Origin of the sequence: Flavobacterium hydatis (genome assembly GCF_000737695.1) — a bacterium.
In the GTDB taxonomy this organism is placed as follows: domain Bacteria; phylum Bacteroidota; class Bacteroidia; order Flavobacteriales; family Flavobacteriaceae; genus Flavobacterium; species Flavobacterium hydatis.
In genome coordinates, this window is the sequence record NZ_JPRM01000005.1 from 59,170 (window position 1) to 83,667 (window position 24,498).

A 24,498-nucleotide genomic window follows, 5' to 3' on the forward strand; every position below is an offset into this window, starting at 1 on the left:
CTTTAATAAGTCTTTAAAATAGTATGTGCATAGGCTTACCTCAAATGATAATAATCAAATGAAATAGCAGGACACAAAAGTGTTTTAATTAAAATTTAAGAAATACGTGCTGGTGGATGAAAAAATAAATCGGCATTAAGATGCGAATACAAATTAGCGTAAGCCGCATTAATTTGTGATTTAGCATTGTTTGGATAAAATTGTAGGGTAAACAATTTAGTTGATTCGAACATTAAATCGACTTTATCCAAAAGGGTATTTTTTTTATCAGATGAAGATGGCTTTTCAGCATCGGCAGCTTTAGCCAATTCTTTCATCAAGTGACACTTTCCGTTACACTGCATAACAGGCTTGGCCTTGTTCTCGCAAAGTACGGTCGAGATGTAATCATAATTGACAATATATTCTATAACCGGGAATACAGGTTTTAGAAAAATAGCAAGAATCAATATGAAGACTATTTTTTTCACGTTGCGAATTTAAGAAACAAATTTTATTTTATCATCTGTTAAATAAATTATAATTAAAATAAACACATTAAACCTATTGATTTTATCAATGTCTAACGACTATAACCTTTAAAACAAACAAATCATGAAAAAATTATTTATCGCTGCTTTATTGTTCGTTGGAATGGTAAGCTTTGCTCAAGATGCTACAACAACAACTTCTAAAACTCAAAAAGAAAGGTTGACTCCTGAACAACGAAATGAAAAACATTTAAAAAAACTGACTACCGAATTAAATCTAGATGCTAACCAACAAGCTCAGGTTGGAAAATTACTTGCTGACAGAAGTGCCAAAGCGCAAAAATACATGGAAACTCGTAAAGCCAGAAAAGATAGTAATGTAAAACCAACTGCTGAAGAAAAAGCTGCTCTTAAAAAAGAAATGATGGACGAGAAAACAGCAACAGAAACTCAAATGAAATCGATCTTAAATGCTGACCAGTACAAAAAATGGATTGCAATGAGAGAAGAAAATAAAGAGAAGATGAAAGAAAAAATGAACGACAAGAAAAACAAACAATAATCCTAAATTCCACAAAAAAAAACTTCCAGCTCAAACTGGAAGTTTTTTTGTTTTTATTCTTACCATTAAGAGATTAAGAAAATTAAGTTTTACACTTATCCTATCAGGATTATAAAATTTTGATTCCCTTAATGAAACGTAATTCCTTAATGGTGAAAAGAAAAAAATATTTAGAAAGTTTTAGAAACTTTATCAATTGCCTGAATTGTAAAGTCTAAATCTTCGTATGATAATGCATCTGTAATAAACCATGTTTCGTATGCCGAAGGCGCGATATAAACTCCCTCTTGCAATAATCCGTGGAAGAATTTCTTGAACGTTTCGTTATCACCATTTGCAGCACTTTTAAAATCAGTAACTGGTGCAGCATCAAAATGTACCGAAATCATAGATCCTACTCTATTAATTGTATAAACTACATTATTAGCTTTAAGAACTCTATCAATTCCAGCTTCTAAATAAGCCGTTTTCTCATCTAAACGAGTAAAGATAGCACGGTCATTATCTAACGCTTGTAACATTGCTAATCCTGCTGCCATTGCCAACGGATTACCTGATAATGTTCCTGCCTGATAAACTGGTCCTATTGGTGCTAAATAATTCATGATTTCTGCACGAGCAGCAAATGCTCCTACTGGCAAACCACCACCAATTACTTTACCGAATGTTACAATATCAGCCTTAATGTTAAATAATTCCTGAACTCCACCACGTGCAAGTCTAAAACCGGTCATAACCTCATCAAAGATTAATAATATTCCGTTTTCTGTACATAATTCGCGTAAGCCTTCTAAAAATCCCTTATTTGGCGGAATACAACCCATATTTCCTGCAACAGGCTCTATGATAATAGCTGCAATTTCGTTTTTGTTAGCATTAATTAATGTCGCTACATTTTCGAGATCATTGTATTTTGCCAGCAAAGTATCTTTTGCTGTTCCTTCTGTAACTCCTGGACTATTTGGGCTACCAAAAGTAACGGCTCCACTACCTGCCTGAATAAGGAATGAATCAGAATGTCCGTGGTAACAACCTGCAAATTTTATAATTTTATCTCTCTTTGTAAATCCTCTTGCCAAACGTATTGCGCTCATACAAGCCTCTGTTCCTGAATTTACAAAACGAATTTTATCGATATTTGGAACCATCGAAACCGCCAAAGCTGCGATTTGAGTTTCCAATTCTGTTGGCATCCCAAAAGATGTTCCTAATTTTGCTTTCTCAATTACAGCATCAACAACTGGAGCGTATGCATGGCCTAAAACCATTGGTCCCCATGAATTGATATAATCTATCAATTTGTTTCCGTCTTCATCATATAAATAAGCTCCTTTAGCGCTTTTTACAAAAATTGGAGTTCCTCCCACTGCTTTAAATGCTCTTACAGGCGAATTTACACCACCCGGAATTACTTTTTCTGCTTCAGCAAAAAGCTGACTGCTTCTTTGATATATCATTATTAATTTTAAATTTTAGAGTTCTGATTTTAGATTTATATCATGCATTTAATCTTCATCTATTATAAGCTCATTACTATTTTTGATTTGTTTTAGTTGAGAAACAAATCAGTTTTATTTTTATTGAAATCTTACTTTACAATTAATCGCTGCCCGATAGAAAGCGTATTATCAGCAAGATTATTTTTCTGTTTTAAATCATCAACAAGTACATTGAATTTTTTTGAAATAGAATATAATGTATCCCCCTTCTGAACTTCGTAGGTAGAAAGATTACCCGAATTATTATTATTTGTTGTATTAGGCTTTGCCACAACGACCGTTGTAGTTTTCTCTATTACTACATAATCTTTACCCATAGCTATATTATCGTATTGGTGTAATTCGTAACGCTCGATATAACTAATTAATTTCTCTGGATATTTAGGATCTGTAGCATATCCAGCGGCTCTTAATCCTTTTGCCCACGCTTTATAATCTCCTTTTTCATAAGTAAACAAGGTAGCATATCGGCTTTTTCCTGTTAGGAATAAAGCATGATCGCGAAACGATTCCGATGGATCTTTGTATTTTCTAAAACATTCCTGAGCCGAATCATCATCATGACGAACACTTTCACCAACCCAATCTTTATGACATTTTATTCCGAAATGATTATTAGACGAAAGGGCTAAATCTCCTCTTCCTGCTCCCGATTCTAAAATTCCTTGTGCCAAAATAATACTTGCAGGAATCCCGTAACTTTTCATATTACCCATCGCAATATCTTTGTATTGAGAAATATAATCGCTGATTAAAGTATTGGTAACAACCGTTTTTGAAGTCGATTCGATAACTTCAGTCGTATTATTTGTTGTTTTTTTAGGCTCTGGTTTGGTATAAACTGGCTTTTTCTTGGTCTGGATTGCTACTCTTTCTTTTTTTTGTTGGGTAGTAGCAGCCTTTTTGGTTGTTGCAATAGCGGGTTTGCTTGCGTTACAACCTATTAGAGTTATCGTTATTAAGAGTAAGAGTGTTTTTTTAAACATTGCTTTTAATTATTGGTAAGTTTTTATTCATCAGCTTCATATTCATTCCTTCTATTCCTTGTAATCCACCAGTATGAATCAGCAGGATTTTTGAGTTTTCGGGGAAATAATTTCTCCTAATTAAATCTATAACGCCAAAAACCATCTTTCCTGTATAAATTGGGTCCAAAGGGATCTGATTTTCATCAAAAAACTGATTAATAAAGGTAATAAGTTCCAAATTTACTTTACCATAACCGCCAAAATGGTAGTCTGTAATCAATTCCCAATTTTGATTCTTTGCAAAAATACGAATTTCATCTTTTAAAAAATCCCCTTTTAACGCTGGAAACCCTAAAACTTTTTGATTTGGTAACGCACTATTGCTAATTCCCGAGATTGTTCCGCCTGTTCCTACGGCACAACATACATAATTAAACTCGGTATCTTCTGGCGTTAAAATTTCCTCACAACCTCTTACCGCCAGCTCATTTGTTCCTCCTTCGGGTACAAGATAAAAATCTCCAAATTTCTGTTTTAGATTATCTAAAAAGCTTTGTTCGCTTTTAAGACGATAGTCTTCTCGGGAAACAAACTCAAATTGCATTCTGTTTTCCTGAGCAAATTTTAAAGTTGGATTTCCTTCGATTTTATCGATAAGTTCATCGCCACGGATAATTCCGATGGTTTTAAATCCACTTTCTTTGCCTGCATAAGCCACAGCAGCAATATGATTAGAAAATGCTCCGCCAAATGTGAGCAACGTTTTCTGATTTTCGGCTTTCGCCTGAAGTAAATTATATTTTAGTTTTCGATACTTATTTCCTGAAATAAAAGGATGAATTAAATCTTCTCTTTTAATTGTAAGTGAAATATTGTTCGGAAAAACGGTATGGATCTTTTGATTCAAAATCTAATTTTATTTTTGATTTAAATACTGCAAAAACCTAAAAAAAGGTCTGCTCTTTAAATAATTCATATCTCCCTCATTTTCATAAGCTTCTCTTTCAAAACTTATATTCTGATACGCTAAACTTGCATTTTTATATTGAAATAAACGCACCACATATTCTATTAAATACCAAATAAAAAATGGTAGTATCAATAACTCTAATTGTTGGCGTAAATGTATTTTTTCATGATTAACAAAAACCTGATTCTTTTTGTCTGAAGGATATTTTACCAATACAAACGGAAACACAGCCATTCCTCGATATCCTTTCGGAATTAAATATTTAGCAATAATCAAAAACATTCGCTGTAAAATTTATAAATTTGTAGTAGTAAATTACTTCTATACAAAGAAAATCATAATCAATTGAATTTACTTAAAATAAAAACATAAAAATAGCATTTTGCCAGATTCAGAATTATGAACGAACAAAATAAGGAAAATAAATTAATTGAAGGCGAAGATTTTTATTATACCCCCGAAGGATATAAATGTTTTACCGAAAAACATCATCTAAAAAGAGGGTATTGCTGCAAAAGTGGTTGTCGCCATTGCCCTTATGGATATGATAAAAAAACTGGAGAAATAAGAAAATAGACTAATCAGCCAATTAGATAATTAGAAAATATGTTAATTTGAATTTTAGATTATCTAAAACCTGAAAACCCTAAGAAATCTTAAATTCCTTTGAAACAAATTATATAATCTTTAAATTTCCAAATCATTAAAATACGATAATTAGAAACTTGCTTTTTAAATTACTCGAAGATCCAATAATTTAACAACCTAACCAATCTAAAAATATAAATGGATATCTGCTCTCAAAAATATAGGATTACAATCCACAAATCCTATCATAGGTCGGATATTCGGTATCCCTAGTTGTTAATTAGAAAATGTGTCAATTTGAAAATTAGATAATTATTTCAGATTGATTTTACATTGAATAGGTATTTCGCTCCTATGGAGCTTTTACCAACTGATCGTGTTGTTTTCTATAAATATTACGCCTTAACAAGGCTGAAAAAATAAATTCGTTAGGATTATATTATTTATAGAAATAGAATTTATCGATTAGCATTTGAGACCTAGCAGGTCGACAATAATCTAAAGAACAAAAAATTAATCTGTTGTTAATCTAGCTAAAATACCTTAGCAACTTAGAATCTTAGCAACTAAGCAACTTATAAAAAAATGACTTTCCAAGAACAAATTCAACAAGGAATTCCATCTATATTACCTCCAAAGGCAACATACGATTTAGCAATAAATCACGCACCAAAACGTAAAGCAATCCTTTCTGCAGAAGAAAAAAAACTAGCCTTAAAAAACGCATTACGTTATTTTGAACCGCAACATCATGCGGAATTAATAACCGAATTTTCGGAAGAATTAGAACAATACGGACGTATTTATATGTATCGTTTTCGTCCTGATTACAGAATGTATGCCAGACCTATTAGCGAATATCCTGGAAAATCAGAACAAGCAAAAGCAATTATGCTAATGATTCAGAACAATCTGGATTATGCTGTGGCGCAACATCCGCACGAATTAATTACTTATGGTGGTAACGGAGCTGTTTTCCAGAACTGGGCGCAATACTTACTTGCAATGCAATACTTGTCGGAAATGACAAATGAGCAAACGCTTACCATGTATTCTGGACACCCGATGGGATTATTCCCTTCGCATCCTGAAGCTCCACGTGTAGTTGTAACTAACGGAATGGTTATACCGAATTATTCTAAACCAGATGATTGGGAGAAAATGAACGCGCTTGGAGTTTCTCAATACGGACAAATGACTGCTGGAAGTTATATGTATATTGGACCACAAGGAATTGTACACGGAACGACAATTACTGTATTAAATGGTTTCAGAAAAATAAAACTAAACCCTGAAGGGAACTTATTTGTTACTTCTGGATTAGGCGGAATGAGTGGTGCTCAACCTAAAGCAGGAAATATTGCTGGTTGTATCACGGTTTGTGCCGAAGTAAATCCTAAAATCACTAAAATCCGTCATGAACAAGGTTGGATCAATGAAATTGTAGAAGATCTTGACGAATTGGTAAAAAGAGTTGCTTTGGCGAAAGCCAATAAAGAAGTAGTCTCTATTGCTTATTTAGGAAACGTAGTAGATGTTTGGGAGAAATTTGACCAAGAAAACATTAAAATTGATTTAGGATCTGATCAAACTTCATTACATAATCCTTGGGCTGGTGGATATTATCCTGTTGGAATTACCTTTGAAGCTGCCAATGAAATGATGGCTAATAATCCTGAATTATTTAAAGAAAAAGTACAAGAAACACTTCGTCGTCATGCCGATGCTATAAACAAACACACTGCCAAAGGAACTTATTTCTTTGATTACGGAAATGCTTTTTTACTAGAAGCTTCTCGTGCAGGTGCTCAGGTAATGGCCGAAAACAACATCGATTTTAAATATCCTAGTTACGTTCAGGATATTATGGGACCAATGTGTTTTGATTACGGATTTGGTCCGTTTAGATGGGTTTGTACTTCTGGAAAACCCGAAGATTTACAAAAAACTGATGCTATAGCTTCTCAAGTTTTAGAGGAAATGGCAAAAACTGCACCCGATGAAATTCAGCAACAAATGCAGGATAATATCAAATGGATAAAAGGAGCTCAAGAAAATAAACTGGTTGTAGGATCTCAGGCACGTATTTTATATGCCGATGCCGAAGGTCGTATAAAAATTGCAGAAGCTTTTAACCAAGCTATTGCTAAAGGCGAAATTGGACTAGTAGTTTTAGGTCGTGATCATCATGATGTTTCGGGAACAGATTCTCCTTACAGAGAAACATCAAATATTTATGACGGATCAAGATATACCGCTGATATGGCGATACAAAATGTTATTGGTGACAGCTTCAGAGGAGCAACTTGGGTCTCTATACATAATGGCGGCGGCGTAGGCTGGGGAGAGGTTATAAATGGCGGTTTTGGTATGGTTCTTGATGGGTCTAAAGAGGCGTCAAAACGCTTAGCGTCAATGCTTTTTTGGGATGTAAACAATGGTATTTCAAGAAGAAATTGGGCACGTAATGATGAGGCTATTTTTGCAATAAAAAGAGCTATGAACACGCAACCTTTATTGAAAGTGACCATCCCTAATATAGTAGACGAAAAATTATTCTAAATTAAAGTCGATATTAAACTTTTAAATTATTTAAACATGAAAAAATTATTTATTTTACCGATTCTATTCCTCTTTATTCTAAGCTCGTGTAGTTCTGTTTCAGTCTATTCTGATTATGATAAAAATGTGGATTTTACTAAATATAAAACTTATGCCTATTTTAAAGCCGGTATTGATAAAGTAGAAATTTCTGATTTAGATAAAAGAAGAATTTTACACGCTATCGATGAGCAAATGGCAGCAAAAGGTTTTACTAAAAGTGATAATCCAGATTTATTAATAAACATTTTTACAAAAGCTAGAGAAGAAGTGAATGTAAATCAGTTTAGCGCTGGTTGGGGTTACGGATGGGGATACGGTTGGAATCCTTACTTAATGATGGGAAACCAAACTTCTGTTACAACATCTACCCAAGGAACTTTATACATTGATTTTATCGATGCTAAGAAAAAAGAAATGATCTGGCAAGGCGAAGGTGTTGGTTATTTAACACAACAAGGCGGAGAGAAAAAAGATAAAATAGTAGCCGATTTTGTGACTAAAATATTAGCACAATATCCTCCTACAATTGCAAAAAAATAATCTTTTTTGTTGTTCTTATTAAATAATTAATACATTTGTTTTTTCAAATAATAAACAATGACAAACTTAAATAACATTATTATCGCTATTAACATTATTGTAATTCTACAATAATGGCGAGGTGTTATATAAATAAGTAAACAAAATACAATTTATTAGAACCTCCCAAATCGGGAGGTTTTTTATTTTAAAAAACAACCGAAAAAATACCATGAATTTATTTAATGAAGTAATTACCGCAAAAGAACAACTAAGCAAAGTAGTTGCTGCTACCCCACTTACACAAAACCTCAATCTTTCGGACGAGTTTAAATCGACTGTTTTATTAAAAAGAGAAGATTTACAAATTGTACGCTCGTATAAAATTAGAGGTGCTTATAATAAAATTTCATCACTAAATACTGCCGAAAAAGCAAAAGGTATTGTTTGCGCAAGTGCAGGAAATCATGCTCAAGGCGTAGCATATTCTTGTAATTTACTACAAATAAAAGGCAAGATTTACATGCCAAAAACAACCCCAAAACAAAAAGTAAAGCAAGTACAATTATTTGGGAAATCTTTTGTAGAAATTGTGCTTATTGGCGATACTTTTGATGATGCGTATGCCTCAGCAACTGAAGATGCTGAAAAAAGCAATAGAATCTTTATCCATCCTTTTGATGATTTAAAAGTTATTGCCGGACAAGGTACTGTAGGATTAGAAATTCTGGAATCTTATAAAGAACCTATCGATTATGTTTTTGTTCCCATAGGTGGTGGCGGACTTGCATCTGGACTTTCAGAAGTTTTTAAACATCTAAGTCCTGAAACTAAAATCATTGGAGTAGAACCAAAAGGAGCTCCATCGATGAAAACATCTATTATCGACGGCAAAAATACAGCACTAAAAACCATTGATAAGTTTGTAGATGGTGCAGCGGTAAAACAAGTTGGCGATATGACTTTTGATATTTGCCGCAAAAACTTAGATGATATCATCCTTGTTCCCGAAGGCAAAGTTTGCACTACGATTTTACGTTTGTACAATGAAGAAGCAATGGTTGTAGAACCTGCCGGAGCATTAACAATTGCTGCATTAGACTTTTATAAAGAAAAAATAAAAGGTAAAACAGTAGTTTGTGTTGTAAGCGGAAGCAATAATGATATTGAGCGTACTGCCGAAATAAAAGAACGTTCATTACTTTACGAAGGATTAATGCATTATTTCATGATTCAGTTCCCGCAACGCCCTGGTGCGCTTAAAGAATTTGTAAATGATATTTTAGGGCCAAATGATGACATCACTTATTTTCAGTTTGCCAAGAAAAACAGTCGAGAGGTTGGCTCAGTAGTAGTTGGATTAGAACTTAAAAACAAAAAAGACATCGTAAACATTAAAACTAATATGATTGCTAAAGGATTTGAATTTCAATATCTCAATGAAAATCAGGATTTATATGCGCAGCTTATTGGATAAAAAAATGGAGGATTATGTGAAAATCTGGTAATCTTTTTTTTCTTTTTATGATTTATAAAGAGCAATCATTTAAGAACCATTTTAGATTCATTTAACTAAATATATAAGATAAATCTTCTGTTTTTTGCTATTTTTGCATATAATTTTTTTTACACAAAAACCATGGTTATTTTAGATATTACAACAATTGAAGATATAAAACTATTAGTTAATACTTTTTATGCAAAAGTTCAAAAAGATAAACTTATTGGTTCAATTTTTAATGAAAAGATTCAAGGAAGATGGCCAGAACATTTAGAGAAAATGTATAAATTCTGGCAGACTATTTTACTAGAAGAACATACTTATTCCGGAAGTCCATTTCCTCCTCATAAACATTTACCAGTTGATCAATCTCATTTTAATAGATGGATGGAAATTTTTACAGAAACCGTAGATGGTCTTTTTATAGGAATTGTTGCTGAAGAAGCAAAGGATAGAGCCGCTAATATGGCCTATATGTTTAATTATAAAATTGAATATTTTAGGAATTTAGAAAAAACATCTAAATAAAAAGCTAAAAATAGCTTGATAAATTCGTAATTTCGCAGAAGAACTACAACGATTTCGAAATGAACCCAACTATTGAAACAAATCCGTTATTAGACAGATTGCCTAAACACTTAAAGCAATTTATTAAACCTCAAGATTATAGCGATTATACGCCAATTAATCAAGCGGTTTGGAGATATGTAATGCGTAAAAATGTTGACTATTTATCTAAAGTTGCTCACCATTCTTATCTAGATGGATTAAAGAAAACGGGAATCGAAATCAACAATATTCCGAGCATGTATGGTATGAACCGAATCTTAACCGAAATTGGTTGGGCTGCTGTAGCGGTTGATGGTTTTATTCCACCAAATGCTTTTATGGAATTTCAGGCATATAATGTCCTGGTAATTGCTTCGGATATTCGTCAGCTAGAACATATTGAATATACTCCCGCACCCGATATTATTCACGAAGGTGCAGGCCACGCTCCTATTATTGCTAATCCTGAATATGCTGAGTACTTACGTCGTTTTGGCGAAATTGGTTGCAAAGCCATTTCTTCGCACAAAGATTACCAAATGTATGAAGCAATTAGATTGCTTTCGATTTTAAAAGAAGCCGAAGGAACTCCTCAAGCCGATATAGATCAAGCTGAAAAAACTGTTGAAGATTTGCAAAACAATATGGGCGAATTGTCTGAAATGGCACAAATAAGAAACTTACATTGGTGGACTGTGGAATATGGTTTGATTGGCACAATCGAAAACCCTAAAATTTACGGTGCTGGTCTATTATCATCAATTGGTGAAAGCGCTTGGTGTATGACAGATAACGTTACTAAAATTCCTTACGATATCTCGGCTGCAAACCAGAGTTTTGATATTACAAAATTACAACCTCAACTATATGTTACGCCTACTTTTGCCTATTTAAGTCTTATTCTTGAAGAATTTGCTAATAAAATGGCTTTACGTACAGGAGGAATTTCAGGTATTCAAAAATTAATAAATTCGAATGCTTTAGGCACAATAGAACTAAGTACTGGTTTACAAATTTCTGGTGTTTTTACCAATGTAATTGAAGCTGATGGAAAACCTATTTATATACAAACAACAGGAAAAACAGCATTATCTTACCGCGAAAAAGAATTAGTTGGTCACGGAACGCTAACACACCCTGAAGGTTTTGGTAGTCCTATCGGAAAATTAAAAGGCTTTAATCTTGCTATTGAAGATATGAGTCCGATGGATTTAAATGCTTACAAAATAGTCGAAAATGAAACCATCAAACTAGAATTTGAAGGTGGCATTATTGTAGAAGGTGAAATCATTACAGGCTCTAGAAATTTACACGGTGAGATTATTTTAATCAGTTTTAGAAATTGCACCGTAACTCACGGAGATACTATTTTATTTAAACCTGAATGGGGTAATTACGATATGGCAATTGGTAAAAAAGTAGTTTCTGCTTTTTCTGGCCCTGCCGATGTAAATAGCTTTGATTTAATAGATTCAATTCCAAAGACAAAAACCATCAAAGCCAAACATTCTAAAGAACGTGATGAGCTAGAAGAATTATACCAACAGGTTAGAACTATAAGAGAAACCAATTCTCACGAAACATTACTGCCTTCTGTATTCGAAAAAATAAAAACAAATCATCCTAATGATTGGCTATTATCTGTAGAAATTACTGAGTTATTAAAGAATGATAATCAACCACAATTATTACAGGAAGTATTAGCGCATCTTGAAAACTTGAAATCAAAAAGACCTGAAGTTGCACATTTAATTGCTGGAGGTTTAGATTTGATTTTTGATAAGGAGAAGTGCTAGAAAGAGACTTTTATAAAGAAGACCTTTGTCAAAGTTCAAAACTTTGACAAAGGCCTCCTAAAGATTTTGATTGTAAAATCTGTGCGACATTCACCAAAATCTTGCCTTTCTTCGAAGTCTAAGGGCACAATCAATGTAGCGTTTCAACTCCGCTCAGCATGACAAGATTAAGAGAAAAACTTTAAACCTTTGCTACTTTAAACCTTTGCTACTTTGAACCTTTGCTCCTAAATTTTACAATTTCAAATCGTTACTAAGCTCAGCTTCGTTTTCAATTGTTTTACCGTCATATTGTAGTTTCCAGCCCATTGTATTTGTCAGGATTAAAATCTTAGACAATTCACTAATCAAACGGTTTTGTGCATTTGCTTTAAGCGAAGACTTCTCTATTTTTTTTGCTAAACTAGCTTTTACAGATTTATTTATTTTATTATAATCATCGCCTGTAAACTCGTTTAACTGACTTTGCTCTACATTATAATATTGAATATCTGGATTGATTGTAATTTCTTCTTTTGGAATCGAAACAATCTTTATGACTTTATTTTTTTCGTCAATTTCATATTTCATTTTATGCAAATCGTAGGCTACAGTAACATTTGCATTTACTACAATCAATGCTTTCTTCTCAAAAGAAATCATGTCTAGCAAATACTTGTTTGAGTTTTTATAAGTTACTACCTCAGAGAAATGCCCTTCGGTAACTACCAACTTCCCAACGTTTACAATTTGTTGCTGTATTAAATTGGTATTATAATCTAAATTCACTGAATCGTCTTTCTTGAATTCACAATATTTGAACGCAAGGACAATTCCAACTATGATTACGATTCCGATTAAAATTCTTCTCAACATAATTATGTTTTAATGATGGCTATTATGAAGCCAATTTAGTGATTTTTTCAGAAAGCATCACTATGCTTTATTGATGTTATCGATAACTTCTTTAAGAATTTTTATGCTTTTCATTTTATCCTGATGATCAAAAATCGGGCTTGTAATCATCAATTCATCTATGCGAGAATAGTCTATAAATTGTTTTAAATCTTTTTCTAGTTTCTCTTTACTTCCCTTAAAGGTGCAAGCTGTCATTTGATCTACATGAAATTTTTCTTCTTCGCTCATCAACCCATCTAATGATGCAAGTGGTGGTTGCATTGGTTTTCTGTTATTACGAACCAACCCTAAGAACATTTGATATAATGTAGTCGACAAAATTTCTGCCTCTTCATCTGTATCTGCTCCAATTGCATTTACACAAGCCATTGTTTTTGGACTGGTTAAATATTTTGAAGGGATAAAGTTCTCACGATAAAACTCGAACGCCTGAAACATCATCTTTGGCGCAAAATGTCCTGCAAATGCATATGGCAATCCTTTTGCAGCAGCAAGAGCAGCACTATCCATACTAGAGCCTAATATCCAAACGGGTACATTTGCCCCTTCGGCAGGAAACGCTCTTACTTTTGCGGAAGCATTATCTGGTGAAAAATAATCATGAATTGCCTGTACATTCTTTGGAAATTTACGAGATTGCTCATAAAAATCTTCTCGAATGGCTTGCGCTGTTAAAGAGTCTGTTCCTGGTGCTCTGCCTAAACCTAAATCTATTCGGTTTGGATAGAGTGTCTCTAACGTTCCAAATTGTTCCGCAATAATAAGTGGAGAATGATTCGGAAGCATTATTCCACCCGAACCTACTCGGATATTTTGAGTCTGACTTGCTATGTAACCAATTAAAACTACTGTTGCTGTACTTGCTACATGTGCCATATTATGATGTTCGGCGAGCCAGAATCGGTTATATTCTAAATTATCAGCTAGTTGTGCAAGTTCTTTTGTTTTCTGAAAAGTTTCTTTTGCATCACTACCTTCAGTAATAAATGCTAATTCTAATAAGGATATAGGTATATTATTGTTCATGTTTAATTAGTCTTTTTACAAAATTAACCATTAATTACCTTTTAATTGTTAATTGAATTATAAATTTCTAACGCTGTTAAATAAATATAACGCTAATAAATAAAATCTCTTATTTTGAATAGTTACATAATAGTTCGAAGTCACAAAATTTCTTGAGATAAGTTGATGAATCCAAAAGTTATTTTTTGTAACTTTAGATAACAAATCATAAACCTCTTAATTATGAAAACTAGCAGAAAAATTAAATATATCACCAAAAGATATATTTACAGAATTATCAGAGATATAAGTGGTAATAAGGATAAATCTAAAAAATTGCTTTTATCTAATTTATTAAAAACAAACGTCCAATTACTTAAGGGTATAGATGTTAATAGTACGGTGCTTTTTTAACTCCTTATGTTAACAAAACTACATTTTTAACTACTTGAAATTTATATTGGGATATCTTTAAAAAGGATACCCAATCGCGATGTTGAGTATTAGATTGTCCTTTCTCCAAGAACCACTTCCAAAGTTAATATCGTCTATTACCCAGCGTTGTCCTTCGGGTAAATATGGTATTCTTAACGGAAATGCAATATCGGTTCTTAATATCAGGAATGATAAGTCAAAACGTAATCCTGCTCCCGCACCAATTGCAAGTTCTTGCATAAAGTTCTTACTGATTTTTGCTCCAGGTTTATCTGGGTCATTATTGACCAACCAAACGTTCCCTGCGTCTAGAAAAACGGCTCCTCTTACTATACTAAAAAGTTTTGTTCTATATTCTGTACTAAACTCTAGTTTTAAATCTCCCGATTGATCTGGCAAAAATGTAGTCGTTGTATCTGGACTTTTAAAACTACCTGGTCCTATCGAGCGCGCTCTAAAGGCACGAATACTATTTGTTCCTCCTACTACAAATTGCTTAACAGAGGGCAATGAAGACGAATTGCCATAAGGCAAACCTGCGCCTACAATAATTCTACTTGCTAATTGACTCTCTTTTCCTAGTTTTAAGTAATGTCTAAAATCGGCTCTTAACTTTACATATTGACTAAAAGGAACATCAAATATTTTTATGGTATCATTTTTCTTGATATTTGCTTTTGTTACTAAACCTGTAATATTACCTGCCAAATCTAGCTCACCATTAAAGTAGAATGTATTCTTCTTCCTTTTTCTCATTGTATTTGTATAAGTATACGAATACGTAGGCCCAAAGATTAATTGTTTTTCGAGTACTTTAGATAACGATTCGTCTTTGGCAACTTGCTCTAAATAATAAGGCGTTACATGATTTGGACTTACATAATTAACTTCTATAATATCCAGTTGATGCTCTTTTCTAACATTTTCTTTCCATAAATAACCAAATGATCCTTTAAAAGAATTTAGGGCATAAAGATTTATTCGGTTTTGAAATTCATATCCCAAAGTCGCTTTGGTTTTGGGAACAAACTCGCTAGAACCTTGAAAATTAAAAGGCGTAATTAATCTTGGCCAAGTTAAACTTGCTTCTCCTCCTAATTTGTATATGTTATTTCCTTTGTTTTGCCCAGAGATTTGAAAATCTGCTCCTCCAAATACGGATATCGTAAATAACTCTGCTCCTCTTAGTAAGTTCCTGTTATTCCAGTTTACATTGATTTCTGAACCTGTGTAACTAGCCGAATTGGTTTTTCCTAAAACCTCAACTCTAATAAACTTTTTAGGTAATAGGGTTAAATAGTAATAGGCATCAAGAGTGTTTTTTATACTATCGGACTCTTTAAATTCATTTTTTACAAAGTTAAATGTTCCTAGATTTACAAATCGATTCAAGGAAAGATTGTGGTCTGATCGATTATAAAAGTCTCCTTTTTTAAAGTATAAAGCTCTGTCAAATACTCTTGGTCTAAATGTATTTGTAGAATCTATAATCGTGAAATCTTTATATTTTAAGACATCTTCTTTTTTATAAGCTACACTATCTTTTAAAATTGAGAAATTAGGATATACTACTATATCATTAATTTTGTAAGCAATTTTAGCTTTAACAGGTGTTTGCTCTTTTATTTTTAATTTGATATTTACTTCATAATCTCCTTTGGTACTATCGACTTGTGCCAAAATGTAATCGGGATTAAAATAATAATATCCCTTTTCTTTTAACCGGGAATCGATACGTTCTCTCTCTGATTTAATAACATCCAAATCGTATGGTTTCCCCACTTTTAGTAACGACCTACGACTTGTTTTAGCTATTTCTTTGGCTATAGCCGAAGAATCTTCTGGAAACGTAACACTTTTAATTTTATACTGTCGTTTTGGTAAAACGGTATATTGTACTGTTGCTCTTTTATCTTTTGCTGTAGAATCTGCACTAACTCTCACTTTAAAGAAACCTTTATTTTCGGTGAAATTTCGCAGCAATGCCGAGTTATAATCTAAATCGACTTTACTATAAAGTACTGGTGCTTCGCCAACTTTATTTCTTAACCAATATCTTGTTCCTTTCTTTTTCTTTGGCTCTCCAGCCACATTGTATATCCATAATTTAGGACGTAATCCAAGAAATTGTTTATTAGGTAAAGGGCGTAGTAAACCTTCTAGTTCGCTTTGTATCTCTTTCTTTTCTTTCTTTGTAAGAATGGTGTCTTCTATTTTTACCGAAGCTCCTGTATATAATAATTCACCTTTGGGTAAATATTTAGTGTTGCTACATCCTAAAGCAAAAAACAAAGAAAGCAGTATAAAATATTTTAGATATTTAGTTTCCATATTACTACGTTTTTTGCTCTTGCTCATTATCTAATTCTTCTTTCTCTTTCTCTTCTTTTTCCTTTTGCTTGTCTTTTTCTTTGCGTATTTTTTCCTTTTTAAGCAGTTCCTTTTCCTTCTCACTACGATGAAATAGTTCTCTAAACTTATTGTAATTCATCGTAATAATAAATGCTACTCCAGTTTCTACAACCTGACCTTCTACAGCAACCTGATATTGATTTTTGCGATATGCTCTAACCATATATCGTCCATCTTTAGTAAGTTGGTAATCTATAGCAACGTCTCCAGCAATATTGGTATCCTGCTCATTATTATCTTGTCCTTCAAGTCCAAAACTGCTTCCTATAGTAACTTTTAATCTGTCGTTTAATAACTTTTTAGAAACTCCTACGTTTAAATCTGTTTTGTTTTGTCTGGATCCCGAAGTATAATCATCCGTAGATTCTAAGTCAAATTCTAATTGTATACCACTTATTAAATCTCCAGCAAGATTATTTAATTGATCCGAAAGTATTTTGCTCACACTCTGTCTTGCCATAGATTCAGCACTCATTCCTCCACTTTCGCTTGCAAAAGGATTTTCTCCCACAAATCGATTTAAGAGTAAAAGTGCAAAGACTTGCTTGTTTAGCTCTGATGGATCTTGTCGTAATTGCTGTAATTTTGTTTGCGAAGCATTTACAATATCCGATGAAACATCATAATTACCATCCGGAAGAACAATATCAAACGAGATTTCGGGTTTCATAAGTTCTCCGTTCATCTTTAATAAAGTCTGAAACGGAATTTTTTGCTTGTACGTATTTTTTTCAGCTGCGTTCATAGTCCCAAGCTGATTCCCTAATAAATCTATCGGAGCAGTATTAACTTTATATATTGCTGTTAAGTTTAAATTTGCCATTGTAGGCTCTCCGTTCCAGATGATATAACTTCCTTTTTGAATATCAAATTTTCGTCTTATCATATTAAAACTCATCTCATAAGCTCCTTCACTAAACTCATATTTTCCTGTAAGCGTAGTTTTTCCGGATGGATCAATCCCTCCAATAAGATCAGCTTCTCCAAGTAATCTTAGATAATCTCCGTTACCTTTATCGATTACCAAAGTAAGTTCTGCTTTTTTATCTATCGAGATAGCAACGCTTACATCCATACCAATTAATTGAGATTGGTTGAGCTTGCTCTCCATTGCAGCGGTTTGTTTTAGCAGTAAATTATCTTCATCTACAAACTCTACAATTCCTTCTCTATCGGCAATAGACGGATCTGACTGAGGCATAACAACTGTAAATTTTGTATCCTCATTAATCTTAATATTTCCGCCTACAACAGGATTATCCAGCGTTCCTTTTATATTTAGATTTGCATCTAAAGATAAATCCCCATAGAACAAATCATTATCTGCTTCTGTAGAATGAATCGCTCTAAACTGATCTGCTTTTATAGTTAAAGCAAAACCATAATTCCTAAAGTCTTTAGAATTAATGGCTCCATTTACAAATAGCTCGTTTTTGTTTTCGTCATAAACAGAGAAATTATCAAAAACTATCGCTTCATTTTCAAACTTAATTTTCTCGTTTGTTATATTAAATTTAGAATTGAATTTTGTCACTCTAAAAGCGGCATCGTTAAAATCTAACTCTCCATTTACTTTAGGCAAATCAGCATTTCCTATAATTTTAAACTTTCCTGATAAGTAACCTGATCCATCTGTAACATTACCCATACTAAAGCCTTGAATGCTCTTAATATTTAAATGATTGATAGCTATATCAAAATCAAAAGTGCTATCATCGATTTTATAATTCCCAGTAAGACTTACATCATTTCCTTGCTTGCTTAGGGTAACATTTGCCGCTAATAAATTATTGACTTTGTTATCTACTTTTATGCCTATATCTCCAACTGGTTCTCCTTTAAAAATGAAATCGTCTATTTTTAAATCAGAAGTAAACGTTGGTTTTGTCATTACATTTTCGGCCAAAACTGAACCATTTATCAAACCTTGCATCAACAATTCGTCTTTTTTAACCATATTTAAAATGGTCCCAATTTTAAAATTGACAAAGTCGATTTGTAACGGCGCATTTTTTCCTTCGTTTTGTGATTGAATCTTTAGCTCATTACCCGAATTACTCAAAAAGAATTTATTAATGTAAAGTCGTTTATCTCCAAATTCAATACAATTCTCCTGATCTAAATTCCATTTATCGTAATTCAGTACAAAATTATCTGGATCAAATTTTATAGTGTTTTTAGCATTTTCATGAAGTAATTCTCCTTTAATAAAATACTGCTCTTTATCCTCTTTATCTTTTATTTGTAAGGCATACTCCAGGATATTATTCTCTATTTTTCCTGATAAACCAACATAAGGAATCTTAAAATCTCCGCTTTCTACCGGAGCCACAGAAACCTGATATTCTAACGCATTCTCTTTTGCTTCTATATTTATCTTTCCATCAGAGATTGTATTTGTATCATAAATAACTTTAGGAATAGTTCCCTTTATTTCCAGAGAATCTACCACGTTATTGTATTTCCCCGTGATTTTAATAGGTTCTAAACCTTTAAGCTTTGGAACTAACTGAAAAAGTAATGGATCACTATCTACAGATAAATTAAATGTTAATCGTTGCTCATCTAACTCTCCTTTGGCTTTAGGAACTTGCAAATCCATGTATTTTGACAGCGATTTTTTTAATGCTGCCGATAATGTTGTCAGTTTATATTTTCCATCAACTTCAGCTTTTAGGAATTGAGATATTACCTTGATATTATTTTTTTCTTTATCGGCATAAGCCAAAATTTTAATGGAATCTAATACAATCGGTTGTGCCTCTTTTAAAACCTGAATATTCGACAAAAAAACCTTCCCGTTTAAAAAATCAGGATTACTATTAGCAATATCTGCATCAACATTTCCTCTAATTTTCATTGGGCCTGCATGAAGATTTAGTTTCTCTAAATCAGCAATATCAAGGTTCAATTTTAATTTTACCGCTGGATATTTATCATCAAATCGTCCGTTGGCAACTAAACCAAAATTTAAATTTGGATCTTTAATTCCTGAGTTTATTGCAAATGCTCCTTTGGCAATCTCTCCCTTTAAAGTTAAATCTCGATATGTATATTTATTAAATACAGCTTTTTGTACGATTCCGTCCAGATGTGCTTGTGCCGTTTTAGGATCTAGTCCCTTCCCTTTTACTTTTGCTTTAAGCGTAATTTTTCCTAATGAATCATTTTTTATTAGTTTACCTAAATCAAATTCTGAAAAAGAAATTGTAGCATCATATTGCTCTGATTTTTTAATTCGTTGATCAAACAAGGCATCTACTTTGGCATTTCCGAAACTACTGTTTAGCGCCAAATTGGTTTTAAAATTATTGACTGAACCTTTAAATTTTCCTTTTAAATTAAATTGAGAAGGTAACTGAATATTATTAGGTATCGTTCCTGCTGGCACAAACGAAATCACATCTTTGGATGAGCTTACAAAGTTTTTTATATCTAAATCATAATACGCTTTTTGTGCATCTGGCATTCCTGTAATTTTTCCTGAAATAGAAACTTTTGTCGTTCCTATTCCGCTCATTTCAAACTGCTGAATTGCTAAATTTTTTACTTTCCCACTTACTCGTGCATTTATAGATAAAACCGCATTAGGATTGCTCTTAAAAGGATTGGTATTTTGTAAATCTGGAACAAAAAGTAATATGTCTTTAAACCCAATTTTTGTCTGACTTAAATTGGCATCTAAACTAAGATTATCGATATTTTTAGTTACTGCCGCGATCGATGGGTAGGCAACCTTAATATTTTTTTGCAGTAAAGTTTGTGGTGTTTTTAAATACAGATTATCCAAATATGCATTTTTTGGCCCGTAGAAAAAATCTGTTGTAAACGTTTGAATTTCAAGTCCGCTTTTTTCATTTACTGTAAATGATTTTACACTTCCTGAAATCGTATCATTTGCATAATACAGCTTCTCGGTTTTTATATTAAAATTATCCAAATTAAGATGCCCGTAATCAATTCCTTTCTTAACCGGTTTCGATTGCATATCATCATATTTAAAAGCAATATTTTGTATATCGGCAGACTTTAGTTTTAATTTCCAGCCTGCTTGAGGAATCGCTGTAGAATCTAAATCTGGTGTTTTAATTTGTTTTTCTTTTACGCCTAATTGTAGATTTCCTTTCAGATCTTTTAATTTGAAAGAATCAAAATCCAACATCTGATTATTTAAATCCAATTTATTAACCAACAACTGTAATTGTCCCAGTGTTATTCCTGAAGCTAGTTTTGAATCTTTATTGTCATAAGAAATATCAATTTTAGACAAGTTGATTTTATTCAGTTTTAAATTAAAATCTGGACTTTTTGAAATTGTATCTACAGTTTTTACTGATGTTTCAGCTATCTTCTCTACTAAATCTTGATTTAAAACTAGTTTCAATCCGTTTAGGTCAATATTCGGAATATCGAAATCCATTTTATCCAAATCGATTTTTTTAAATTCTGTTTGAAAATTAGCTAGTTTAACACGAACATCATTTTTAGACAAATCATCTTTAAATTTAAGATTGATTTTATCCAGATTGATTTTTACAACCGATATTTTAAAAGGTTTACTGTTAGGATCTACAGGTTCGGGTTCTTTAGAAGCAAATGCCGCAATTATATAATCGAAATTAAAAATTCCATCTTTGTTTCTCGAAATATTCGCTGTAGTATTTTCAAGAGAAATAGAGTTTATTTCGACTTCACTATCTATTAGTTTAAATAAATCAATATCAACCTCTAATCGCTTTCCGCTAAGCAAAGTATCTTTCTTTTGATCTTCAAAATAAAATCCTTCTAATACAATTTCTTTAGGAAAATTAATAGCTATTCGATCAAGAGCTACTTTGGTTCTTATCTTTTTTTGCAAATAAGTAATCGCCTTATCCTTTGCGAAATTCTGTACTGCAGGAACCTGAATTAAAATTATAATTAGTAACAATAGTGTCACTATTGTAATGACACACCAAAGTAGCACTCGAAGTATTTTTTTCAGAAAAGAAATTCGTTTCTTATTCATATAAAGAAAATAAGGCTAATAATTGGTTTAGATTATTGATATATGGCTGCTAATTTTGACTAACCATTTCCAATTTACAAAATTGTAAAAAATATACCTCAATACTTTACATAATTATCTAAACTTATTCTAGAATTAAAGACTATTGTAAGTATATTTTTACTTAAAATTTAAACAAAGAACGTATTTAAAACTTAATATGAGGCCATTTTTCTTCTATCTTTTTTATTTTGCCCTCTAATTTCGATAAGAATGTGCGATGCTGTTCTGAATCAGGATTAAAGCTTCGATGCGAAAGCCCTTTTTGTATTTCAGATACATCTTTCATCATAAGGATTCCTTCTTTAGATATATAGTTTTCACTGAATCGTTCCCAAATATAATCGATGGCTACTTGGTTAGGATGTAACATGTCTTCGGTATAAAAACGATAATCTCGAAGTTCATCCATCATGATTTCGTACGAAGGAAAATAACTCAAGGTCGAAAGTCGAAAGTCGAAAGTCGCATGGATTGCAGTAAACAAATGAGATTTACTAAGTTGGTTTTCTACAAAACCATCTTTTATATGACGGACTGGTGAAATGGTAAAAATGATTTTTGCTTCTGGGTTTATCGAAGCAATTAAATCGATTGTTTTCTGAATACTATCTTTGATTATATCTACAGATAAAAGCTCTTTTAGAAATTGTTTTTGTGGTACTTTATGACAATTAGCCACTATCTCATTACTTTCTATATTTCTATAAACCCAAGAAGTTCCGTAGGTAATAATGATATGAGTTGATTCGGTTAATCGCTTGTGTAAGTTTTTAATAATCTCATTCAGATTATTAATTAAATCTTCTTTATTTGTGTTACTTAAATCTGAATGTACATCAAACGAATGCCAACGTTCGTTATAAAAAAATACATCACTCTCCGTAAATTTCTTTTGTAAAACAGCAAAATTTATCAGTTTTTCTATCGCCAATGTATGAAACAAAATCCCAAACGGATTACAGCTATTATTAAATTTAAAATAATCGAGTTTATCTGCCATATTTACTGCAAAACAAGAACCTAAAGACAATACTCTGGAGTTATAATCGATAGGATTGTTACTTTGCGAAATGGGAATTTGGGTTCTGAATTGCATAATCATTGTTTCGTGTAAATTTCGTCTATTTTTTATAAATACGAAAGCACGATGCAATGTAGATTCAGCTTTTTTAATAGGTGTATGACAATTTATATCCTAATTTTCCATCATTATAAAATGCTTTCGTAAGTGCATACCCGTCGGAATCGTAAGTGTAGGTAGATGTATTTGTAGATGTATAAGGTGCTATCGAATTACGAAAAGAAGTTATATGCATCGCCAAATTTTGTGAAGATGTGGTATGTGTGGTTTCTACAATATTATTAATAGAATAGTCAACATCTAGCAATAAACTAATTCCTAAAACATTTTTAAGTGGGCTGTTATTGGTATCATACTTAAAAACTACAATATCGGCACTACCATAATCTTTGCTTCCCCTATCTACCTGTTTTACAATATTCCCATTCTCTAATGTAAATATTCCCGTAGCAATTTCTGTTGTAGTATTCAATTTATCATTACAGAGATATACTTTATAGGCAACTGTTTTATCTTTATTATAAGTATACTTTTTCAAGAACTTCTGGTTATTAAATATATGAATAGCTTCTTTTAACATGTTATTTTCATATTCATACAAAGTACAATAAACCAATATCTTCTTATTAGAAAAGTCTTCTTTTTTTGTAATTAAATCTCCTGTATAGGTAAAGATTGTTTTTGATCCGTTATCATCCGAAATACTTTCGATTTTATTTCCGTTATACTTATACATTGATTCATAATTCTCTGAAGGAAAATCGATGTATTTGTAATATTTTGCCTTAGGCAATTTTATATTTCCTTCTTCTTCTTTATTATTATTTTTAGAACATGAACTTAGTATTATCATAGAAATAACTAAAAAATAGTGTAATTTTTTTTCCATAATGTTGATTTTATTTTCATCAACAAAAAGAAATATTTCAGTTTTAATTAACCTATAAAATAGGATTTTAAAATATCATTTTAGGGCACATCTTGTTAATGAGATCTACATCTTGAAAATTATTTTTTTTTATCTAAAGGTTATCATTAAAGATTGCTAACAACTCTTGTAATACCTAATTTAATAATTGGTACATTAAAATTAATCAGTAATCCTAACTTCATTTTTGTTATTCTGAGATATGTTAAAACTTGCTTAGGATGAACATTTGAAATTTGTTCAATCGATTTTATCTCTAAAATCACTTTGTCTTCAACTATCAAATCAGCCCTGAATCCTATATCTAATTTTATTTCATCCCAAACAACGGGTAATGGCTTCTGCCTTTCTACTCTTAATCCTCTCTTGGTTAATTCAAAATACAAGATAGCTTCATAAACTGACTCTAATAAACCCGGCCCTAATTTTACATGTATCCTATAACAAGCATCAACTACAATCGTTGAAATTTCATTTTCTGTCATTTTATTTTTTTGACTAAATTAAGACAAAACTTACAAACTAAGCTTCTGAAATAATAATTCTCGCAAAGACGCAGAGTCGCAGAGCTGTCTTAACATCCTGCTCTGCATTTCCATCACAAGCAGCAAAACCGAAAGCTATTTTAAACTTTGCGTCTCTGCGCCTTAGCGAGATTATATTA

At 32.1% G+C, this 24,498-nt stretch carries 19 protein-coding genes; 7 read left to right on the forward strand and 12 right to left on the reverse strand.

Features of this window, described 5'->3' with window-relative positions:
• Positions 1-95: 95 nt before the first annotated feature.
• The gene (locus IW20_RS04195; RefSeq protein ID WP_240478451.1) at positions 96-470 is read right to left on the reverse strand and encodes a hypothetical protein; all 375 of its coding nucleotides are present in this window, start codon (positions 468-470) and stop codon (positions 96-98) included.
• Between the two features lie 124 nt (positions 471-594).
• Between IW20_RS04195 and IW20_RS04200 the strand changes: the two genes are divergently transcribed.
• On the forward strand, positions 595-1,032 hold the full coding sequence (locus IW20_RS04200; RefSeq protein ID WP_035619273.1) for a hypothetical protein: 438 nt from the start codon (positions 595-597) through the stop codon (positions 1,030-1,032).
• Between the two features lie 170 nt (positions 1,033-1,202).
• Here the strand turns inward: IW20_RS04200 and hemL are convergent, their stop codons facing one another.
• The 4 genes from hemL to IW20_RS04220 form a co-directional block, all read right to left on the reverse strand.
• On the reverse strand, positions 1,203-2,489 hold the full coding sequence (gene hemL, locus IW20_RS04205) for a glutamate-1-semialdehyde 2,1-aminomutase (RefSeq protein WP_035619275.1): 1,287 nt from the start codon (positions 2,487-2,489) through the stop codon (positions 1,203-1,205).
• Between the two features lie 131 nt (positions 2,490-2,620).
• Entirely contained in the window at positions 2,621-3,517 is an 897-nt protein-coding gene (locus IW20_RS04210) for a glucosaminidase domain-containing protein (RefSeq protein ID WP_035619277.1), read from the reverse strand.
• Positions 3,510-4,406, reverse strand: a complete 897-nt coding sequence (locus IW20_RS04215) for a 1-aminocyclopropane-1-carboxylate deaminase/D-cysteine desulfhydrase (RefSeq protein WP_035619279.1) — start codon at positions 4,404-4,406, stop codon at positions 3,510-3,512. The genes IW20_RS04210 and IW20_RS04215 overlap by 8 nt, the downstream gene beginning before the upstream one ends.
• 9 nt (positions 4,407-4,415) lie before the next feature.
• Positions 4,416-4,751 carry a hypothetical protein gene (locus tag IW20_RS04220; RefSeq protein WP_035619282.1) on the reverse strand — a complete coding sequence of 112 codons (336 nt, stop codon included), beginning with the start codon at positions 4,749-4,751 and terminating at the stop codon, positions 4,416-4,418.
• A 117-nt stretch (positions 4,752-4,868) separates the two neighbouring features.
• On the opposite strand from IW20_RS04220, the gene IW20_RS26170 reads away from it, so the two are divergent.
• The 6 genes from IW20_RS26170 (at position 4,869) to IW20_RS04245 (ending at position 12,026) form a co-directional block, all read left to right on the forward strand.
• Positions 4,869-5,045, forward strand: coding sequence for a DUF5522 domain-containing protein (locus IW20_RS26170; RefSeq protein WP_165571403.1), 177 nt, complete (start codon positions 4,869-4,871; stop codon positions 5,043-5,045).
• Positions 5,046-5,642: 597 nt separating this feature from the next.
• Positions 5,643-7,619: a urocanate hydratase gene (locus tag IW20_RS04225; RefSeq protein WP_035619285.1), complete on the forward strand. Its 1,977-nt coding sequence runs from the start codon at positions 5,643-5,645 to the stop codon at positions 7,617-7,619.
• 36 nt (positions 7,620-7,655) lie between these two features.
• Positions 7,656-8,201, forward strand: a complete 546-nt coding sequence (locus IW20_RS04230; RefSeq protein ID WP_035619288.1) for a DUF4136 domain-containing protein — start codon at positions 7,656-7,658, stop codon at positions 8,199-8,201.
• Between the two features lie 211 nt (positions 8,202-8,412).
• A complete protein-coding gene (gene ilvA / locus IW20_RS04235; protein ID WP_035619290.1) occupies positions 8,413-9,657 on the forward strand; it encodes a threonine ammonia-lyase IlvA in 1,245 nt (414 codons plus the stop codon).
• A 162-nt stretch (positions 9,658-9,819) separates the two neighbouring features.
• Positions 9,820-10,209: a group III truncated hemoglobin gene (locus IW20_RS04240; protein WP_035619292.1), complete on the forward strand. Its 390-nt coding sequence runs from the start codon at positions 9,820-9,822 to the stop codon at positions 10,207-10,209.
• Positions 10,210-10,268: 59 nt separating this feature from the next.
• Entirely contained in the window at positions 10,269-12,026 is a 1,758-nt protein-coding gene (locus IW20_RS04245; protein ID WP_035619295.1) for an aromatic amino acid hydroxylase, read from the forward strand.
• A 234-nt stretch (positions 12,027-12,260) separates the two neighbouring features.
• Here IW20_RS04245 and IW20_RS04250 read toward each other — a convergent pair whose 3' ends face one another.
• The 7 genes from IW20_RS04250 to IW20_RS04280 form a co-directional block, all read right to left on the reverse strand.
• Positions 12,261-12,881 (reverse strand): DUF4230 domain-containing protein, encoded by a 621-nt coding sequence (locus IW20_RS04250; RefSeq protein WP_035619297.1) that lies wholly within the window; start codon positions 12,879-12,881, stop codon positions 12,261-12,263.
• A gap of 60 nt (positions 12,882-12,941) precedes the next feature.
• Entirely contained in the window at positions 12,942-13,949 is a 1,008-nt protein-coding gene (locus IW20_RS04255) for an LLM class flavin-dependent oxidoreductase (protein WP_035619300.1), read from the reverse strand.
• 450 nt (positions 13,950-14,399) lie between these two features.
• Positions 14,400-16,694 (reverse strand): translocation and assembly module lipoprotein TamL, encoded by a 2,295-nt coding sequence (tamL, locus tag IW20_RS04260; protein ID WP_035619302.1) that lies wholly within the window; start codon positions 16,692-16,694, stop codon positions 14,400-14,402.
• A 4-nt stretch (positions 16,695-16,698) separates the two neighbouring features.
• Complete coding sequence (locus tag IW20_RS04265) at positions 16,699-21,783, reverse strand: translocation/assembly module TamB domain-containing protein (protein ID WP_035619305.1); 5,085 nt, start codon at positions 21,781-21,783, stop codon at positions 16,699-16,701.
• Between the two features lie 187 nt (positions 21,784-21,970).
• Entirely contained in the window at positions 21,971-22,921 is a 951-nt protein-coding gene (locus IW20_RS04270) for a GSCFA domain-containing protein (RefSeq protein ID WP_035619371.1), read from the reverse strand.
• A 73-nt stretch (positions 22,922-22,994) separates the two neighbouring features.
• Complete coding sequence (locus IW20_RS04275) at positions 22,995-23,795, reverse strand: hypothetical protein (RefSeq protein WP_035619307.1); 801 nt, start codon at positions 23,793-23,795, stop codon at positions 22,995-22,997.
• A gap of 146 nt (positions 23,796-23,941) precedes the next feature.
• On the reverse strand, positions 23,942-24,319 hold the full coding sequence (locus IW20_RS04280) for a GxxExxY protein (RefSeq protein WP_035619309.1): 378 nt from the start codon (positions 24,317-24,319) through the stop codon (positions 23,942-23,944).
• Positions 24,320-24,498: the final 179 nt, after the last annotated feature.

Bases quoted from the DNA above. Each gene is read 5' to 3' on its own strand.
- IW20_RS04200 (WP_035619273.1), top strand. From the start codon at position 595: ATGAAAAAATTATTTATCGCTGCTTTATTGTTCGTTGGAATGGTAAGC.
- hemL (WP_035619275.1), bottom strand. From the start codon at position 2,489: ATGATATATCAAAGAAGCAGTCAGCTTTTTGCTGAAGCAGAAAAAGTA.
- IW20_RS04210 (WP_035619277.1), bottom strand. From the start codon at position 3,517: ATGTTTAAAAAAACACTCTTACTCTTAATAACGATAACTCTAATAGGT.
- IW20_RS04220 (WP_035619282.1), bottom strand. From the start codon at position 4,751: ATGTTTTTGATTATTGCTAAATATTTAATTCCGAAAGGATATCGAGGA.
- IW20_RS26170 (WP_165571403.1), top strand. From the start codon at position 4,869: ATGAACGAACAAAATAAGGAAAATAAATTAATTGAAGGCGAAGATTTT.
- IW20_RS04225 (WP_035619285.1), top strand. From the start codon at position 5,643: ATGACTTTCCAAGAACAAATTCAACAAGGAATTCCATCTATATTACCT.
- IW20_RS04230 (WP_035619288.1), top strand. From the start codon at position 7,656: ATGAAAAAATTATTTATTTTACCGATTCTATTCCTCTTTATTCTAAGC.
- ilvA (WP_035619290.1), top strand. From the start codon at position 8,413: ATGAATTTATTTAATGAAGTAATTACCGCAAAAGAACAACTAAGCAAA.
- IW20_RS04240 (WP_035619292.1), top strand. From the start codon at position 9,820: ATGGTTATTTTAGATATTACAACAATTGAAGATATAAAACTATTAGTT.
- IW20_RS04245 (WP_035619295.1), top strand. From the start codon at position 10,269: ATGAACCCAACTATTGAAACAAATCCGTTATTAGACAGATTGCCTAAA.
- IW20_RS04250 (WP_035619297.1), bottom strand. From the start codon at position 12,881: ATGTTGAGAAGAATTTTAATCGGAATCGTAATCATAGTTGGAATTGTC.
- IW20_RS04255 (WP_035619300.1), bottom strand. From the start codon at position 13,949: ATGAACAATAATATACCTATATCCTTATTAGAATTAGCATTTATTACT.
- tamL (WP_035619302.1), bottom strand. From the start codon at position 16,694: ATGGAAACTAAATATCTAAAATATTTTATACTGCTTTCTTTGTTTTTT.
- IW20_RS04265 (WP_035619305.1), bottom strand. From the start codon at position 21,783: ATGAATAAGAAACGAATTTCTTTTCTGAAAAAAATACTTCGAGTGCTA.
- IW20_RS04270 (WP_035619371.1), bottom strand. From the start codon at position 22,921: ATGCAATTCAGAACCCAAATTCCCATTTCGCAAAGTAACAATCCTATC.
- IW20_RS04275 (WP_035619307.1), bottom strand. From the start codon at position 23,795: ATGGAAAAAAAATTACACTATTTTTTAGTTATTTCTATGATAATACTA.
- IW20_RS04280 (WP_035619309.1), bottom strand. From the start codon at position 24,319: ATGACAGAAAATGAAATTTCAACGATTGTAGTTGATGCTTGTTATAGG.